Origin of the sequence: Streptomyces sp. TRM68367 (assembly GCF_014495685.1) — a bacterium.
Classification (GTDB): Bacteria; Actinomycetota; Actinomycetes; order Streptomycetales; family Streptomycetaceae; genus Streptomyces.
Genome location: NZ_JACTVI010000133.1, coordinates 1 through 17,998, shown reverse-complemented (window position 1 = coordinate 17,998; position 17,998 = coordinate 1). Strand labels below are relative to the sequence as shown.

Annotated in this window: 14 protein-coding genes and 1 pseudogene; 3 read left to right on the top strand and 12 right to left on the bottom strand. The window is 68.5% G+C overall.

Annotation, left to right across the window (positions count from 1 at the left end; genetic code table 11):
- Positions 1-97 precede the first annotated feature (97 nt).
- Positions 98-1,486, bottom strand: a complete 1,389-nt coding sequence (locus H8R17_RS41035; RefSeq protein WP_262505906.1) for an FAD-binding oxidoreductase — start codon at positions 1,484-1,486, stop codon at positions 98-100.
- A 116-nt stretch (positions 1,487-1,602) separates the two neighbouring features.
- On the opposite strand from H8R17_RS41035, the gene H8R17_RS41030 reads away from it, so the two are divergent.
- A complete protein-coding gene (locus tag H8R17_RS41030; protein ID WP_187828290.1) occupies positions 1,603-2,343 on the top strand; it encodes a helix-turn-helix domain-containing protein in 741 nt (246 codons plus the stop codon).
- A 44-nt stretch (positions 2,344-2,387) separates the two neighbouring features.
- On the opposite strand, the gene H8R17_RS41025 is transcribed toward H8R17_RS41030, so the two are convergent.
- Positions 2,388-3,623, bottom strand: a complete 1,236-nt coding sequence (locus H8R17_RS41025; protein WP_187828289.1) for a SpoIIE family protein phosphatase — start codon at positions 3,621-3,623, stop codon at positions 2,388-2,390.
- A gap of 1,019 nt (positions 3,624-4,642) precedes the next feature.
- Between H8R17_RS41025 and H8R17_RS41020 the strand changes: the two genes are divergently transcribed.
- Entirely contained in the window at positions 4,643-6,301 is a 1,659-nt protein-coding gene (locus H8R17_RS41020; RefSeq protein WP_187828288.1) for a penicillin-binding transpeptidase domain-containing protein, read from the top strand.
- Between the two features lie 777 nt (positions 6,302-7,078).
- On the opposite strand, the gene H8R17_RS41015 is transcribed toward H8R17_RS41020, so the two are convergent.
- The 10 genes and pseudogenes from H8R17_RS41015 to H8R17_RS40975 form a co-directional block, all read right to left on the bottom strand.
- On the bottom strand, positions 7,079-7,264 hold the full coding sequence (locus tag H8R17_RS41015; RefSeq protein WP_187828287.1) for a hypothetical protein: 186 nt from the start codon (positions 7,262-7,264) through the stop codon (positions 7,079-7,081).
- A 95-nt stretch (positions 7,265-7,359) separates the two neighbouring features.
- Positions 7,360-7,497, bottom strand: a complete 138-nt coding sequence (locus H8R17_RS41010; RefSeq protein WP_187828286.1) for a hypothetical protein — start codon at positions 7,495-7,497, stop codon at positions 7,360-7,362.
- A complete protein-coding gene (locus H8R17_RS41005) occupies positions 7,488-7,712 on the bottom strand; it encodes a hypothetical protein (protein ID WP_187828285.1) in 225 nt (74 codons plus the stop codon). Before H8R17_RS41005 ends, H8R17_RS41010 begins: the two co-directional genes overlap by 10 nt.
- A 119-nt stretch (positions 7,713-7,831) precedes the next feature.
- Positions 7,832-9,361: a UDP-N-acetylglucosamine 1-carboxyvinyltransferase gene (locus tag H8R17_RS41000; RefSeq protein WP_187828284.1), complete on the bottom strand. Its 1,530-nt coding sequence runs from the start codon at positions 9,359-9,361 to the stop codon at positions 7,832-7,834.
- A gap of 64 nt (positions 9,362-9,425) precedes the next feature.
- Positions 9,426-9,521, bottom strand: a pseudogene (locus tag H8R17_RS48060) (DUF4236 domain-containing protein); the annotation flags it as partial.
- 374 nt (positions 9,522-9,895) lie between these two features.
- Positions 9,896-10,276 (bottom strand): antibiotic biosynthesis monooxygenase, encoded by a 381-nt coding sequence (locus H8R17_RS40995; RefSeq protein ID WP_187828283.1) that lies wholly within the window; start codon positions 10,274-10,276, stop codon positions 9,896-9,898.
- On the bottom strand, positions 10,273-10,923 hold the full coding sequence (locus tag H8R17_RS40990; protein ID WP_187828282.1) for a TniQ family protein: 651 nt from the start codon (positions 10,921-10,923) through the stop codon (positions 10,273-10,275). Before H8R17_RS40990 ends, H8R17_RS40995 begins: the two co-directional genes overlap by 4 nt.
- Positions 10,920-11,969, bottom strand: a complete 1,050-nt coding sequence (locus H8R17_RS40985) for an ATP-binding protein (RefSeq protein ID WP_187828281.1) — start codon at positions 11,967-11,969, stop codon at positions 10,920-10,922. Before H8R17_RS40985 ends, H8R17_RS40990 begins: the two co-directional genes overlap by 4 nt.
- Positions 11,966-13,492, bottom strand: coding sequence for a transposase family protein (locus H8R17_RS40980; protein ID WP_223126056.1), 1,527 nt, complete (start codon positions 13,490-13,492; stop codon positions 11,966-11,968). Before H8R17_RS40980 ends, H8R17_RS40985 begins: the two co-directional genes overlap by 4 nt.
- A gap of 362 nt (positions 13,493-13,854) precedes the next feature.
- Entirely contained in the window at positions 13,855-14,607 is a 753-nt protein-coding gene (locus H8R17_RS40975; protein WP_187828279.1) for a TnsA-like heteromeric transposase endonuclease subunit, read from the bottom strand.
- Positions 14,608-14,862: 255 nt separating this feature from the next.
- Between H8R17_RS40975 and acnA the strand changes: the two genes are divergently transcribed.
- The gene (gene acnA, locus H8R17_RS40970) at positions 14,863-17,616 is read left to right on the top strand and encodes an aconitate hydratase AcnA (RefSeq protein ID WP_187828278.1); all 2,754 of its coding nucleotides are present in this window, start codon (positions 14,863-14,865) and stop codon (positions 17,614-17,616) included.
- Positions 17,617-17,998: the final 382 nt, after the last annotated feature.

Genomic DNA, 17,998 nt, shown 5'->3' with positions numbered 1-17,998 from the left:
CCCAAACAGGACAGTCGAGACGTCAGTCAGGCGAGGGGTCAGACCCACCAGCGGCGTCACCACGTCACATCCTCACTGTCAGGCGAGGCTCGGCGGCCTACACGACGTCCTGGGCGGTCGCCAGCGGGGAGGACGCCGGGTCGATGTTCTGGTTGTGCCGGAACACGTTGTCCGGGTCGTAGACCTCTTTGATCCGCACCAGTTGCCGGTACGTCCCCTCACCGTAGGCCGCAAGGACGCGGGCTTGGCCCTCGTTCCCCAGGAAGTTCACGTACACGCCGAGCTGGTGGGGCGCGACCGCGTGGAAGAAGTCGCGCACCCATGCCGTCTCCCGGTCGGCCGCCGGTTCCCCGGGCAGCCACGCGCCGTTGATGTTGATCGCGTGGCCTGCGCTGCGGTGCGGGTAGGCGGTGGCGTCCTCGGGCACCCGGGTGATCGCTCCGCCGAGCTGGAAGACCAGCGTGTACGAGCGAGGTGAGGCGACCCGGGCGGTGTGCTCGACCAGCACGTCGATCAGGTCGTCTGGCAACGCCGCCACCTCGCTGGACTTCCAGTAGTAGTGCCAGCCGTGCGGCACCGTCGGATCCTGCAGCGCCTGGTGCTCCGGATAGGGCCGCAGCCTGGTCAGGTCGGCCAGCGGACGCCGGTAGGAGCGCAGCGGTGCCAGCACAGCGGCTCCGGCCTCCGGCGGGCCGCACCAGCAGGAGGTGATCGCGCACACCAGTCGGCCGTGCACAGCCTCGGGCAGGGCGGGCAGGGGCGGGGCCTTGCGGAGACTGATGATCGTGGTCAGTTCGTCGGGTGCCTCGGCGATCCAGTCCCGGTAGTGGCGCAGCAGGCCGGGGGCGTCGTCCAGGGGCCACAGCACCGGCCCGCCGAGCACTTCGGTGACCGGATGCAGCCGGTACCGGAACCGGGTCACCACGCCGAAGTTGCCGCCTCCGCCGCGCAGGGCCCACAGCAGTTCGGGGCGGGCATCGGTGGTGATCCGCTCTCCGTCGGCGGTCACCAGCTCGGCGTGGAGCAGGTTGTCCGCGGTCAGCCCGTGGGCGCGCATCAGCCAGCCGATGCCGCCGCCCAGCGTCAGGCCGGCGATGCCGGTGTGGGTGACGATCCCGCCCGTGGTCGCCAGGCCGAACCGATGGGTGGCCGGGTCCAGGTCGCCCCACAGCACCCCGCCCGCCGCGGTCACCGTCTCGGTGCGCGGATCGACGTGGACGGTGCGCATCCGGCTCAGGTCGGCGACGAGCCCGCCGTCGCACACCGCGGTGCCGCCGACGCCGTGCCCGCCGCCGCGCACCGACAGCGGCAGGCCGCGCTCACGGGCGTAGCGGACCACCACCTGGACGTCGGCCGCGCCGCCGCACCGGGCGATCGCCGCCGGCCGCCGGTCGATCGCGCCGTTCCACAGCGCCCGGGCGCTGTCGTACTCCGTGGCGCGGGGGGTGATGAGCTGCCCCGCGAAGCCCGGGATCTCCCGCATCATCGTCGGCCTCCGCCCAGTCCGTGTCGGCCCCCACAGATCCACCCTCTCCCGCCGACCGAGCCCGGCGGAAGTCCAGGATCTGGACCACTCGGCGGGGTGAGCGCACACTGGACTGCGTGCGCGGCTATGGCCAGTACTGCCCGATCGCTCGCGCGTCCGAGGTGTTCGCCGAGCGCTGGACACCGCTGATCGTGCGGAACATGGCACTGGGCTGCGAGACGTTCAGCGACATCCTGCGCGGCGCGCCGGGCCTGTCCCGCACACTGCTCGCCGCCCGGCTGCGTGAGCTTCAGCGACACGGCCTGCTGAGCCGCGACCAAGGACCGGGACACTCCGTCCGCTACCACCTGACCGAGGCCGGCACGGACCTGTGGCAGGTGTGCCTGGCGCTCGGCGCGTGGGGCGTCCGCTGGCTGGAGCTGGCACCCGAGCACCTCGACCCGTACCCGGTGCTGTGGGCGATGTGCCGCTCCGCCGACCCTGCCGCGCTCCCCGACCGCCGCGTGGTGGTGCGCCTGGACTTCCCGGCACTCAGGCCCCCGACCCGGTTCTGGCTGCTGTACGAGCACGGCGACGCCGAGGTATGCGTGCACAGCCCAGGCGAGGAGGACCTGGTCGTGGTCGCCGACCCGGCAGCGTTCACCCGCTGGCACATGGGCTGGACAACCTGGGCCCAGGCGGTGCGGGCCGGCCACATCGCGGTGACCGGCCCTTGCGACCTGGTCCACGCCTTCCCCACCTGGAACCCGCACAGCCGCTTCGCCGATGTACGACCAGAGCCCCACGTGCTCGCAGCCGTGCCGGCCTCCGAGCCAGTCCGCCGACCAGCCGACACCGCGGGGCCAAAAACAGCTTAAGTCGCTGATCATCAGTAGATGCACTGATATGGGGCTTTGCTGCGCTATAGGTGCACGACGACCAGGGCGATGTCGTCGCGGGAGCCGCTGGCCACGCCGAGGCGGGCCAGTAGTGCATCGGAGAGGCGGTCAGGGCCCATGCCGGCGTAGCGGGCCAGGGCGTCGGTCAACCGGTGCAGGCCGGCATCGATGTCCTCGCCGCGGCGCTCGATCAGGCCGTCGGTGTACAACACGAGGGTGTCGTCGGCGGCGTAGGGCAGAGCGGCCTGCGGGCGGGTGACGTGCTTGGGGCGGGCGCCCAGGGGCGGGTCGGTCGCTTCATCGAGCAGGTCGCAGCCTCCGTCGGGATGCAGCAGGACGGGCGGGGGATGGCCGGCGCTGCTGTACGTGATCCGGTGATGGCGGGTGTCGACCACGACCTTGACAGCAGTGGTGGCTACCGCCCCCTCCACCGAGCGGGCGTACAGGCCGAGGACTTCCAGCGACTTCGCGGGCTCGTGCAGGGCACGGACTGCGGCGCTCAGTGCGCTGCGGAGCATGCCCATGACGGCGGCGGCCTCCAGGCCGTGGCCGACGACGTCGCCGACGGCTACGCTGAAGCAGCCATTTGGCAGGTCGACCACGTCGTACCAGTCGCCGCACACGTTCAGCGACCCGACTGCGGGCAGGTAGCGAACCGCGACATTGGGGTGCCGGGCCAGGTCGGGCGCGTGCAGCATGGCCTCCTGCAGAGCGACGGCGACCTGGCGTTCCCGTGCGTGCGCCTGGCGCAACTCTTCGTTCAGGTGCTGCAGCTCCCGCGCTCGCGCGTACAGCTCGGCCTCCATCGCCTCGCGCTCGCTCAGCGTCCCGCTTTGTGGGCGGGCCGGGCGGGACAGGACGAAGGCGGTCACGTCCTCCACCCGGTGGATGATCCATGCCACTTGCCCGTCCGGCCCCAGGACGGGGGTGTTGATCGGGGACCACCACCGCTCCTCGAACGTCCCGGGCCGGGATGTGACGGGGATGTCGTACTTCTGCACCGCCATCGTGTCCGGCTCTCTCGACCGCAGGACCCGGTGCAGCGAGGCGTCAAGGTTGCGCACCCCGTCCGCGTCCGGGTCCGCGGGATTGTCCGGGAAGGCGTCGAACAGGTACTGCCCCACCAGCTCCGGCCTGCTCCGCCCGGTCGCCCTCAGGTACGCCTCGTTGACGTCGACGATCACCAGGTCGGGCCCGAGTACCAGATAGGGACTGGGTGTGGACGCGAACAACGCCGAGTAGTCGATCTGCGGTCCCACAGGTCTAGCGCCAGTCCTTTCCGCTGCTTAAAGGGTGCTTCTTGCCAATCTAGGCAGTGCGCAGCACTCGCGCTCGCCGTCCTGCCGCCATCCGCGTCGCATGGGACGAGGGCGCAGCGGTCGTGGGATCTCCACAGGCCGCTCGTCCACTCCCGCCAGCCGCACGCGGACTGCAACATGCCCACGGGTGACCGGGTTCCGGCGGGAGCGGAGACGGAGACGGTGACGGTGGTGCGGCCATCCTGCTGCGCGTCAGCCGTGGCTACTCACCACTGCGACTTCCCAGTGAGGAGGCGCCTCCCCTGTGGGGGTCTCATGGTTGCGGGTCAATCCACAACCCATTGCTCCCAGGCGGACTCCAGCGGCAGTGCAGGGTAAAGCGCGGGGCTGTGCCGACGCAGTCGCGGATCTCGGCGCGAGCCCCGACGAGATGGAAGCGCACTGCAGCCCCGAGGACGAAGAGAGCTCACATCCCAGCGCCGACTCGTGGCTGCTTGTTCCACCCAGCGACGGTGATGCTGGGGGCAAGCCCGGCCGCGGTACTCGAAGTACCAGCGCAGCGGATGGGACCTCGCACCGTCCAGCCACGTTCGAAGGACGGGAAGATCGCCACTGCTGTTCTTCGCGTTCACGCTCCGGTGCTGGAAACGACAGACGCGCTACGGCCACAGCGTTTCTGAAGAGACTCCTGGTACGCGCTGGAATCGAAACGGAAGCGACCCACCAAGCCGTGCGCATGGATCCTGAGCTGTCCGACGAGCTGGCGAACCTGCTGGTGGTTCCCGGGGTGCCGCCGAGGCAGCCCAAAAGGGCCCTCCATTTGCATCCCGGGCGTCCGGAGCGGATCGCACAGTAATCGGCATCGACCCCGTGATCGGGAAACCGCGTCCCTTGATCACCACAAGATTCCCTCAAGGCACGGCAAATCTTCGAAACGGGTAGGTTCCTTGACCAGGCTTTGAGTAATTGGAGATCGGTTCGTAGCCACCGGCATATGGAGCATACATACGATCAGGCATGTGAACAGAGCTGGGAAGATCGGCCTTGCCAGTACCTGCGCAGCCCTGGTCGTCGTCGGCGGAATCGGCGCCTACAACTTCGTGCATGCCCTGACCTCCGGTCCCGCGGGTGACGCCCAGGCCAAGGCGGCGCGCACGTTCGACCCGTCGGCTGTGTCGAGTACGCCGCCGACGGATGCCGAAGCCGTCAAACTGACCCGCGCGTTCCTGGACAACTGGTCCAAGCAGCACTTCGGCGAGGCGGCGGGCGACACCGACCTGCCGGACACGGCCGCACAGGCACTGCGGGGATACGCGGACGGCCTGCACCTCAAGACGCTGTCGTTCGCACACATTCGCTCGGCGGGGCCCTCGACGGTCACGCCCGGCGCCACCAAGGTCACCTTCGACGTCACCGCCCAGGTCGCGGATGGCACCTGGAACTACCCGAGCGCGGTGGCGGTGCGGAAGAGCACGGACGACGTGGTGGCGGTCCACTGGAACAACTCGGTGCTCTACCCCGGCCTGGGCGACGACCAGTCGCTGACCGCGGGCAGGCTGCCGGCCGACACCACCACGGTGAGGGTGGTCGCCGGCGACGGAAGGACAGACCTGTCCACCTTCGCGTCCCTGCGGGACATCACGGCGACGATCCGCAAGAACGCCAAGCCCACCGGCGGAACCCCCGGCACGGGCGTGGCCGTGGTCGACGGCACCGGCGTGGGCGTCAAGGCGCTGAAGGTCTTCTCCAAGGGCCGGGCTGCCGTCGTCAAGACCACGATCGACGCCCGTCTTCAGTCGGTGGCCGAAACCGCGGTGACGGACGCTCATCTACAGGGAAAGCCCGCCGGGACGGTGGCGCTCGACTGGCGAACCGGCCACATCCTCGCGATCGCGCACACTGGTGCGGACGGCGACATCGCCATCAACGGCATCAAGTCGCCGGGCTCCACCATGAAGATCGTCACCTCGGCGGCCCTGTTCGACCAGGCGGGTCTCACCCCGAGCAGTCCCGCGCCCTGTACGGACTCGCTCATGGCCAACAGCCAGCTGTTCCACAACGACCCGGGAGTGAGGGCCAACCCCGGCTCCACGATCGCCCAGGCGTTCGCCGTGTCGTGCAACACCTCTTTCATCAAGGACGGCTTCCACTACCTCGTGCAGGACGGCGATGCCTCTGCCCTGCACGAGGAGGCGGTGAACGTCTTCGGCATGGGCAGCTGGTCCATCGGCGGGGGCGTCGCCACCACGGACCCGAGCATCCCGGCGGACGTGCAGGGCGGCGACCAGGCGGCCCAGTTCATCGGCCAGGGCCAGGTCACGGCCACACCGCTGTTCATGGCCTCGGTGGCGGCGACCGTACGCAGCGCGGGCTTCGAGCAGCCCGTCATCCTGCCCGGCCAGCACCAGGACACCGCGCCTCGGCCCATCTCCGCCCGCACGGCCGGCTACCTGCAGTCGATGATGCGCGGCGTGGCCACCAGCGGTACCGCCGCACCCCGGCTCGGCGGACTGGTGGGCGTCGGCGCCAAGACCGGCACCGCGGAGGAAGGCGACCACACCAACGGCTGGCTCGCCGCCTACAACTCCCATATCGCCGTCGCCGCCCTGGTCGAAGGCGGCAGCTCCGGCGTGGACTCCGCCGGGTATGTCGTCCGGCACCTGCTCATCGGGAGCTGATGCTTCGTCAGCAACGACAGCCGTGGCCGCGGCACTGTCCATGGGGGCTGTGCGCGGTGCTTTTGGGCGCTGTCGCAATGCTGTGGGCGGTCGGTGGTTTCACTGCCCTGCCTGCGGCAATGGCAGAAGAGCGGGGATTTCTCTCCGCGGCCCCGTGCGCCGAGGCCGGAACTGGTGTCAGCCGGGCGGACTGCCTGCACACCGTACGAGCCACCGTGACGGGAACGCTGATCCAGCACTCTGGGAAAGAGGGAGTGCCTGCCCGGTGATCGTGCGCGAGAGGTCGGCGCCGGAGCGTGATGCTCCCGCATACTCGGTCCGCGATCGAGACCGACAGAGTTGTTCCGCTGCCCCGCGCCTCCATGTCCGACGGCGTGTCCGACTGGACGGCATGGGACGCGAGCCAGTGGGCGGCGCTGTATCGACCCCGCTGGGCCCGCCGGATCAGGCCGCGGTGTTGCAGTGGCGCTGGCCGCCTTCTGTCTGCTGTGGACAAGGGCGGCGTTTCTCTTTTCTGAGGTCGAGATGAATCCAGTTGCCTCAGATGGCGGCCGTAAGCGACGAATTCGGCCAGTCCTGCCAACACGGCTGTGTACGGAGCGATGCGTATCCCGGAGTGACACACCAGCCCTTCGGGAGATTCACCTTGCCGGGCTCGAAGGTTCCGATTACGGCCCCGCTGAAGCCCTCACAGCGGCGAGCAGTTGGATGGTGACAGCGAAGCGTACAGCGGCACGGGGCATCCCCAGGTTCATCGAGTGCCTCGTTCGGTCTCCGCTAACGCTGGGACCCGTTCCAGCGACTGATCAGGAGCGCGTTCACCACGACTGCGGGCGCCACCGCGACCATTAGATAGCCGGGCGGCAGCAGGGCCACGGCCACCCACGCCACACGCACGTCGAAGATGATCAGCGTTGCGAGCTGGCCGCGGCCGTTTTGAAATAGGCGTTGACGAGCTGCCATGCAGTCACTTTGTAGATCCCATCGGACATGATTCATCTGGGCCGAGGGGGCCCTCAGAGTAACGCGCCGCCTCGACTCACCGGGCAGGAGAGCACTCACGCGGCAGGGTCGGGTGTCCGGCTCGCCGACACCGACTGGAGCTGGTCGGTGGTATGCCGCTGCCCTGTCGCCGCCGCGGCACGGGCGGCGACAGGGCAGCGGACGTTGAGGAGGGTCTTCTCGATCAGAGCCACTCCTGCGTGTCCCCGTGTGACGGCTGCCGTTTCAGGTGGATCCAGTCGTCCCGGACCGCCACTGCCAGAAAGAAGAGAGTCAGTCCCGCCAGCATGGTGACGAATGGAGCGATTCGCAGCCACAGTGACATGCGGGCGTCTCTCGTCCTGCGGACCAGCAGGGCTCCGGCGCACCCGCTGTGGACGACCCACCCCCCGAGCGTCTGGATGATCATGGTGAAGGTGTAGAGCGACACAGTGCATCAAAAGTCCCAGAGAAGCCCCAGAGGTGCCGTCGCACCCCTTACTGGCCCTCATTCGTGCTGGTCAAGCGGGGCGCGGCGGAATCCGCATCTCAGATGTCCCGGAAGATCTCGATCTGCGCGCCGATCGAGTTCAGCCGCTCCGCCAGATCCTCGTAGCCGCGGTTGATGACGTACACGTTGCGCAGCACGGACGTACCGTCGGCCGCCATCATCGCCAGCAGGACGACCACGGCGGGGCGCAGGGCGGGCGGACACATCATCTCGGCGGCGCGCCAGCGGGTCGGGCCCTCGACGAGGACCCGGTGGGGGTCCAGCAACTGCAGCCGTCCGCCGAGGCGGTTGAGGTCCGTCAGGTAGATCGCGCGGTTGTCGTAGACCCAGTCGTGGATGAGGGTCTTGCCCTGCGCCACGGCCGCGATCGCCGCGAAGAACGGGACGTTGTCGATGTTCAGCCCCGGGAACGGCATCGGGTGGATCTTGTCGATCGGCGCCTCCAGCTTGGAGGGCCGGACGGTCAGGTCCACCAGCCGCGTACGGCCGTTGTCCGCGAAGTACTCGGGCGTGCGGTCCTGGTCGAGGCCCATCTCCTCCAGGACCGCCAGCTCGATCTCCAGGAACTCGATCGGCACCCGACGCACCGTCAGCTCCGACTCGGTGACCACGGCGGCGGCCAGCAGGCTCATCGCCTCGACCGGGTCCTCGGAGGGGGAGTAGTCCACGTCGGCGTCGATGACCGGCACGCCGTGCACGGTGAGCGTGGTGGTGCCGATGCCCTCGACCCGCACGCCCAGCGCCTCCAGGAAGAAACACAGGTCCTGGACCATGTAGTTGGAGGAGGCGTTGCGGATGACGGTGACGCCGTCGTGCCGCGCCGCGGCCAGCAGCGCGTTCTCGGTCACCGTGTCGCCGCGCTCGGTCAGCACGATCGGGCGGTCCGGGCGTACGGAACGGTCGACCACGGCGTGGTACTGACCCTCCGTCGCCGCGATGTCCAGCCCGAACCGGCGCAGCGCGATCATGTGCGGCTCGATGGTCCGCGTCCCGAGGTCGCAGCCGCCGGCGTACGGCAGCTTGAAGTGGTCCATGCGGTGCAGCAGCGGGCCGAAGAACATGATGATGGACCGCGTCCGTACGGCGGCCTCCGCGTCGATGGCCGCCATGTCCAGCTCGGCCGGCGGCACGATCTCCAGGTCGACCCCGTCGTTGATCCAGCGGGTGCGCACGCCGATGGAGTTCAGCACCTCCAGCAGGCGGTAGACCTCCTCGATGCGGGCGACCCGGCGCAGCACCGTACGCCCCTTGTTGAGGAGCGAGGCGCACAGCAGGGCCACGCACGCGTTCTTGCTCGTCTTCACGTCGATGGCGCCGGACAGCCGGCGGCCGCCGACCACGCGCAGGTGCATCGGCCCGGCGTAGCCCAGCGAGACGATCTCGCTCTCCAGGGCCTCACCGATCCGCGCGATCATCTCAAGGCTGATGTTCTGGTTGCCGCGCTCGATGCGGTTGACGGCGCTCTGGCTGGTGCCGAGCGCCTCCGCAAGCTGCGCCTGTGTCCAGCCTCGGTGTTGCCGGGCGTCACGGATGAGCTTGCCGATGCGTACGAGGTAGTCGTCTGCCATGGGTTTGAGGCTATCTCAGATATGAGATGGCACATCCCGGGGGGTCCGTTCGGGTGACAGACAGTCAACATCGCCTGGTCGTACGCGTACGACGCCACCCGAAAGGTCCAGGCAAATCAACTGATGTCGTATGACGTCCCGTGCTGCTCCTGCGTGGGCGTCCAGCAGTTCGAGCGGGCATGCCCGGCTCGGTCCCGGACGTGACAGGGGGCGAATGCGATGCGCGACACGGTCCGGTAGGTCAATGAATTGTGCGGGCCGAGGTGTGTCCCGCGAGGCCGCGGCCCCTTCCTTCCTCGATTGGAGGACAGGGGTAACCGGGTGTCCTTTGACAGCGAAGTTAGTCGCTCGGCTCGCGCTGACCTGCGTCGACTGAGTTGGATGGCAAGCGATCATGGTGGGTCATCGTGAGTATCTTCACCAGTTCCTGCTGCCAGGTGCCGACCGCGAGCAGGTCATGGCAGGACGTCCACCGCAACGTGCTGCCCGGTTGGCAGGGAGAAGGCCCCGGGTCGCTGAGGTGACTTCGGTTGGTCAGCTTGCTGTCGGGCTCTGCGGGACCTTCGCCCGCATGAACCCGTGGCTGCGCTCCACTTTCGCCACGTGCAGCGTGTAGTTCTGGTACCACTCGGCTCGCCCGCGCTCCTGCGCCGCGCGGTGCTCGGCGTTGCTCCGCCACTCCGTGAGGGCGTCGGCGTCGCGGAAGTAGCTGACGGTGATGCCCAGCCCGCCAGGAGTTTGTGCGTGGTCCATCCCCAGGTAGCCGGGGATGTCCTTCACGAGGTCTTCCATGCGTGCGTTGGTCTCGCTGTAGCCGCTCTGGTCCTGAGTTCGCACCGTAGTGAAGACAGCCACGTAGTAGGGGGGTTCATAGGCCTCGACGGGCGTGACAGGCGCTTCGGAGTGATTGCTCATGGCGCCACTGTACGGACGTGGCAGGTGCGGAAATAGATGTTGATCGAGGAGTAGGACACAGAGATGTCGTGGTCGTCCATGAGCCGGGTCCAGACCTCTCTGAGGTCGAGGTGCTCGGCGAGTATGGCGTCGATCAGGGCTCGGGTGGAGTCGTTGATCGCGGCGGCGGGCCGTCTGGTTGGCCGTCCCTTGCGGGGGCCGCTCCTGGGCTGGTAGGTGCTCGGTGCCGGCATGTCCAGGATGGTGCGTATGGTCCGGGGCGGGAGCTTGTGGCGTCGGGACAGGTCACGGATGGTCGCGTTTCCGGACTGGGCGGCCTCGCGGATGCGGAGTGCCAGTTCAGGGCGGTCGGCCAGGGGGATGGCCCGGGGGTAGCGGACGTTCGGCTTGGTGCGTCGTCGTGGCGACGCGACGTCGGCCAGGGCTCGTTGCAGTGCGCGTTCTGGATGGCCGGAGACTGCCGCGAGGCGGGAGAGGATGGGTTTGCCGAACCAGAATGGTGGGCCGCAGAGGAACCGGTGCAGGTAGCTGGGCTTGAGGTGGTTGGCGCGGGCCAGGCGGCGGATGTAGGAGTCGGTTGTCTCTCCGAGCCGTGGTGAAACCTTGATGGGAAGCCGGGCGAGGCGGTCTGACGACGTGACGGTCACCGGCGGGCCATCTTCCTGGACGGGGATGTCGTGATTTCTGCGGCGTGGTCCAGGGGGATCGCGTCGATCGTTTCTTTCGTCACGCGTTCGGTGCCTCTGAGGATCGCGTCGATCGCGGCGCCCCGGATCGCGTGGGAGAGGGCGCCGATCATGCCATCGGCCCGGTTGTGAAGGTAACGGTCCAGCTTGGCCAGGCTTCCCGGTGGGTGGTCGTGCAGGAGCAACGTCTCCTCCATCGTTGCGACCAGTCCCTTCCACTCGTCGCCGTAGGGGAACGGGCGGGTCGGAACGAGGGTGAAGCGCCCCGCGATCTGGGCGCCCCGCGTGCCGGCCAGGAGCTCACTGGTCTCCAGGCCGATGCCCGCGTAGACGAACGTGGCGGGGATGCGCTCGGAGAAGTACTTCAGAGTGTCGGAGACCTCACCGCCGGACCGGGTGACCTGCGAGACATTGTGAATTTCGTCGACGAGTACCAGGCCCGTGCGGGTGTCGGTGCAGACACCGACCACGGCCTCGATGATGTCCGTCATGTTGAACCGGGCCCGGACCGGCAGGCCTAGGAAGCGGGCGAACTCCGCGGCAACCATGCGGGCGGTCGCGGCTGGCGGGACGGTGATGTAAAGCACCGGGACGCGGTCGGAGACATTCGGGTGGCGGGCCCGGTCGAGGAGTTCATGGGAGCGTCCGAGCTGGGTGATGGCGCTGGTCTTGCCCGTGCCGGGAAGCCCGGAGACCATCAGGCCGCGACGGGCGCTGATCGCGTGGCGGTTGAGCAGGACCAACCGACGGCCGCAGACCACGGTCTTCTCGACGAACGAAGTGGCGACCACGAGCATCCGGGCGTGATGGTCGAGCCGGTCATCGTCGTAGAGGTCCCGTTCGGCCGGGGACAGTCGCCGCAGCGCGTCAGGCGACAACAGAACCGGGGGCGAGGGCGGGTTCTCGATGAACTTCCGCCACCCGTCCAGCGTGGTCAGCTGCCGGTTGGCCTCGGCATCGACCTTGCTCAACGCGATGTGCCGGGCTGCCAGTTCGGAGAGGGTCACGTGCGCCTCCAGGGGTTGGCGAGCGGATCGAACAGGCCCAGCGGGATGACCTTCGCCACCTCGGTGCCGGCCTCGTCCTCGGGCACGGGCCCAGCGGCTGGCGGGTCAGGGGCCAGCCGTTCGGGGGCGGTGGCCCGGGTGCGGGCGGCGACCCGCCGGTCCCGCTTCGAGCGTTTGGCCGGGCGGTCTTCCTCAGTGGCAGGGCCGTCGTGGGCCCGGCGCAGCAGGGCAGCGGCGGCATCGGCGATCTGTTCCTCGGTCCCTTCCGGGACCTGTTCGCGGGCGTGGTCCCAGGCCATCTCGCCGAAGGGGACGCCGACGCGGTGCAGGTGTTTCCAGAACACCGTGATCCACCGGGCCGGTTCGCTGCGGCGGTCGCGTACCCAGATCCGGGAGACGTCGTAGGGGTCGTAGTGGATCTCCCACAACCCTTTCTTCTCCACCACTCCGGAGTGCTGACGGCGCAACGAGGTCAGCTCGCCGTCGTCGTAGGTTCGGTGGTTAATCCGGATGCCGTAGGAGTTGATCGCCTGCCAGCGTTCGGGCAGCAACTCGACGTAGTCCTCGCCGCTGAACGGGGCCGGAATGTAGCCGCACGACTCCAACAGCGTCGCGTACTTCTCGTTCGGCGTGAACGCGCGCTTCGGCGAGTCCGGGTCCCGCAGTGCATCGTGCGGACGGTTCTGCCAGATGACGATCCACTCGTCCAGCAGGCTCTGGAGTTCGGGCAGGGACCACAGCGGTCCGTTCTCCAGGCCCCGGCCCCGGCGGTCCACCGACCGGCCGGTGTAACCCGCGACGAACTGCGCGAACAAAGTGGCCACCGACCCCAGCGTCTTCTCGATCGCACCCTTCTCGAAAGGCGACGCCTTGTGCGTCGGCTGGAGACTGATGCCCAGGTAGCGGCACGAGGCACGGAAGTTGTTCGAGATGAAGACCTTGCCGTGGTCGCAGACGATCGTGTCCGGCACGATCACCGGCCGCGCAGCCGCATGTTCCAGCCGCTCGTCCATAGCCATCAGTCGCCGGTAAGGCATCACCGACCTCGACAACCGCAAAGCGTCCGACCAACCAGGACGCATCGTCTCAGGGGTGATGCTCCGGGCCAGAAGAGCAGAGGCGTCGGCCGCCTTCGTCGTCGGTCGCAGCACCGCAGCGGCCAGTGACCTGGTCGCAAGGTCGATCATGGCCGTCAACTCGACCTTCTCGGCAATGCCGTCGTCCAGGCGCACCAGGACATCCAGCGGCGTGGAGTCGATCTGCATCCACTCGCCCGGCGCGCTGGCCGGCACCTCCCCGAACGGCCCGGCCGGACGCGCGTTCACCGAACGGCGCGTGGTCGCCGAGCCCGTCGCATGGGTGCCGGTGGCCAGCTTGTCGAACAGCCGGTAGAGCGTGCGCTGTGAGGGCACCTCGATGTCCTGCACGTCCTCGCGGGAGGCCAGGATCTGTGTCGCCCGCCAGACCACGAAGCCGATCGTCTTCGACGACGCCTCAGCCGTCTCGTCGATCGCCTGCCGCATCGCCTCGACCACCACCAGGGCCACCCGGCCGAACGACGGCATCTGCTTGGCCGACCGGCCGTCGGCCAGACCGACCAGCCCATCCCGCTGGTATCGCTGACGCCGCTGCTTGATGCCACTGGCCGTCATCGCATGCCCGGCCGCCGTCAGCTCAGCCGCCTTGGCCCGCTCCCGCTGAGCCAGCGAATTCCGCTTTGGGTCGAACTCCGGCCGGGGCACCGTCCCCGCAGGAGCATCCGGCGGCAAGCCGTCCAGCACCTCCAGAATGTGCCTCTCCCACCAACGAGCCTGTTCCGCAGCGGTCTGCGGGAACTCCGCGATCCTGGCCGTCGCAGGCACCCACCGCCCCTGCCCCCGCCCCGTCACCGAACGCTTCCGTCCGCCAGGCGCACGATGGTGGACGGCCCCAGCAGCCCGGCCGACAGGCCCTCGGTGGCCAACTCGCGTAGCCAGAGGAGATGGAACAGGACGGGAAGCGTCTCAAGCCGGTCACCGGCCGCATCCGCGCCAGTCATCAACGGGACCGGTGCCGCGAAAACCTCCCGGAGACGGTCCGCGACCGTTCCGCGCCGGCACCGGGGATGCCGGTAACGCGACAGCCACCGCACATTCGCCAGCAGCACCTCCTGCGGAACCCCGACCCGTTCGAAGCCCCACCCCGCCTGACGGCAGGCCCGGCGCGTCACCTCGAACGCCTCCGCGTCCCTCGGCTCGATCCGCTCATCAGCGCGGACATCCACGACCACCGCCGAACCGTCCGCGCGGCGCACGAAGTAGTCCGGAGCATGCCGACGCTCACGCTCGCCGTCGTGCCAGTGCAGCCAGAACGGCTGCGAGGCGATCCCCACCACCCCGGGATCGAAATCCATCAGCACAAGCCGGTCCCGCTCCAGCCACGACTCGAAACCGACGTGCCGCCCGGTCGTCGCCGCCCAGTACCAGCCCGAGAAGTGACGCTCACCACGCGACCAGCGAAACGGCCGCACCGCGGCCACGTCCTCGAACCGAGCCGTCACACAGTCCAGCAGCGGACGCCGCCGATCCTCCCGCACGGCATCCACGTACGACAGCTCGACGTACGGCTCCGCAAGATCCGCCCCGACCGGCACGGTCATCCAGCACCCCCAGCACGTCACCTCGTACGACTAGGTTCGCTGACAAGGAAGGCGGAACGACTGGGTTCGCTGTCAAACGCCTCGATTGGATGACAGCGGACACCGGGATCCTGGCATGACCAACCGGGACCCATGTACTACAGTTATCTCGACATCGAGATATCTGCCGAGGCGCACTGCAGTCGCCCCACCCTGGTAAGGGTTACCTAACTTAGCCTTACCTTAGCGGATTGGCCCAAAGGGCGTGGCGGCAGGATGCGGTGGTACGCGCACATAAAGAAGGAGACTGTCGTGTCGGCGAACAGCTTCGACGCCCGCAGCACGCTGCAGGTGGGCGACGAGTCGTACGAGATCTTCCGGCTGGACAAGGTGGAGGGCTCGTCCCGCCTGCCCTACAGCCTCAAGGTCCTGCTGGAGAACCTGCTCCGCACCGAGGAGGGCGCGAACATCACCGCCGACCACATCCGGGCCCTCGGTACCTGGGACTCGCAGGCCCAGCCCAGCCAGGAGATCCAGTTCACGCCGGCCCGCGTGATCATGCAGGACTTCACCGGCGTCCCCTGCGTCGTCGACCTGGCCACCATGCGTGAGGCCGTCAAGGAGCTCGGCGGCGACCCGGCGAAGATCAACCCGCTGGCCCCGGCCGAGCTGGTCATCGACCACTCCGTCATCGCCGACAAGTTCGGCACCAACGAGGCCTTCAAGCAGAACGTCGACCTGGAGTACGGCCGCAACAAGGAGCGCTACCAGTTCCTGCGCTGGGGCCAGACCGCCTTCGACGAGTTCAAGGTCGTGCCGCCCGGCACCGGCATCGTCCATCAGGTGAACATCGAGCACCTGGCCCGCGTCGTCATGGTCCGCGACGGCAAGGCGTACCCCGACACCCTGGTCGGCACCGACTCGCACACCACGATGGTCAACGGCCTCGGCGTCCTCGGCTGGGGCGTCGGCGGCATCGAGGCCGAGGCCGCGATGCTCGGCCAGCCGGTCTCCATGCTCATCCCGCGCGTCGTCGGCTTCAAGCTGACCGGCGAGCTCACCCCCGGCACCACCGCCACCGACCTCGTGCTCACCATCACCGAGATGCTGCGGGCGCACGGTGTGGTCGGCAAGTTCGTCGAGTTCTACGGCGAGGGCGTGGCGGCCACGAGCCTCGCCAACCGCGCCACCATCGGCAACATGTCGCCGGAGTTCGGCTCCACCGCCGCGATCTTCCCCGTAGACGACGAGACCCTGAAGTACCTGCGCCTGACCGGCCGCAGCGAGCAGCAGGTCGCGCTCGTCGAGTCGTACGCCAAGACGCAGGGCCTCTGGCTGGACCCGAAGGCCGAGCCGGACTTCTCCGAGAAGCTGGAGCTGGACCTGTCGACGGTCGTCCCGTCGATCGCCGGCCCGAAGCGCCCGCAGGACCGCATCGTCCTGGCCAACGCCGCCGAGCAGTTCAAGGTCGACGTCCGCAACTACGTCACCGACGAGTACGAGGCCAGCAAGGAGTCCTTCCCGAGCTCCGACGCCCCGTCCTCGATCCCGAACGGTGCCCCGTCCAACCCGGTCCCGGTGACCGCCCCCGACGGCACGACGTACGAGATCGACCACGGTGCGGTGACCGTCGCGGCCATCACCTCCTGCACCAACACCTCCAACCCGTACGTCATGATCGGCGCCGCCCTGGTCGCCAAGAAGGCGGTCGAGAAGGGCCTGACCCGCAAGCCGTGGGTCAAGACCACCCTCGCTCCCGGTTCGAAGGTCGTCACCGACTACTTCGAGAAGTCGGGCCTGACCCCGTACCTCGACAAGCTCGGCTTCAACCTCGTCGGCTACGGCTGCACCACCTGCATCGGCAACTCGGGCCCACTGCCGGACGAGGTCTCCAAGGCCGTCAACGACCACGACCTCGCGGTCACCTCGGTCCTGTCCGGCAACCGCAACTTCGAGGGCCGGATCAACCCCGACGTCAAGATGAACTACCTGGCGTCCCCGCCGCTGGTCGTCGCGTACGCCATCGCGGGCTCGATGAAGGTGGACATCACCCGTGACGCCCTGGGCACCGACCAGGACGGCAACCCGGTCTACCTGAAGGACATCTGGCCGTCCGAGGCCGAGGTCAACGAGGTCGTCGCCAGCGCCATCGGCGAGGACATGTTCTCCAAGTCCTACAGCGACGTCTTCGCCGGCGACGCCCAGTGGCAGGCGCTGCCGATCCCGACCGGCAACACCTTCGAGTGGGACCCGCAGTCGACGTACGTCCGCAAGCCCCCGTACTTCGAGGGCATGACGATGGAGATCACCCCGGTCTCCGACATCTCCGGCGCTCGTGTGCTGGCCAAGCTGGGCGACTCGGTCACCACCGACCACATCTCCCCGGCCGGTGCGATCAAGGCCGACACCCCGGCCGGCAGGTACCTCACGGAGCACGGCGTCGAGCGCCGCGACTTCAACAGCTACGGCTCCCGCCGCGGCAACCACGAGGTCATGATCCGCGGTACGTTCGCCAACATCCGCCTGCGCAACCAGATCGCGCCGGGCACCGAGGGCGGCTACACCCGCGACTTCACCGTCGACGGCGCCCCGGTCTCCTTCATCTACGACGCCTCGCAGAACTACCAGGCAGCGGGCATCCCGCTGGTCGTCCTGGCCGGCAAGGAATACGGCTCGGGCTCGTCCCGCGACTGGGCGGCCAAGGGCACGGCCCTGCTCGGCGTCCGCGCCGTCATCGCCGATTCGTACGAGCGCATCCACCGCTCCAACCTCATCGGCATGGGCGTGCTGCCGCTCCAGTTCCCGGAGGGCCAGTCGGCTCAGTCCCTCGGCCTGACCGGCGAGGAGACCTTCTCCATCGCCGGTGTCACGGAGCTCAACGAGGGCACCACGCCGCGCACGGTGAAGGTCACCACCGACACGGGCGTCGAGTTCGACGCGGTCGTCCGCATCGACACCCCCGGTGAGGCGGACTACTACCGCAACGGCGGCATCATGCACTACGTGCTGCGCAGCCTGATCCGCAAGTAACGCGGGCAGCGCAAGCAAGCGGTACGGCACGGCAGTTGAGGGCCGCATCCCCGGAAGGCCGGGGGTGCGGCCCTCGCCGTTCCCGCGCCGGACCGGGGGAGCGGAAATCCAATGAGACCGGCGACGGACGAGAGCTAGTGCCCCGGCAGGCAACGTTCGCCCCGTCGCGACGCCCGGCACGCCCTCTCGCCGCACCGGCCGAAAGCCCGAGTACGTCCAGTACGAGGGCTTCCGGCCGGCACGCCGAGAGCACGCACCGGACGCCGCTCCTTGACGGGCAAACGTTGCCTTCGCGGCACTAGTAGACTGTCGCGGCTAATATTTGGGATAAAGGTGACGCAGTTTGATGCGTGCATCGTGGGTGGTGAACTGCCAGTCCACC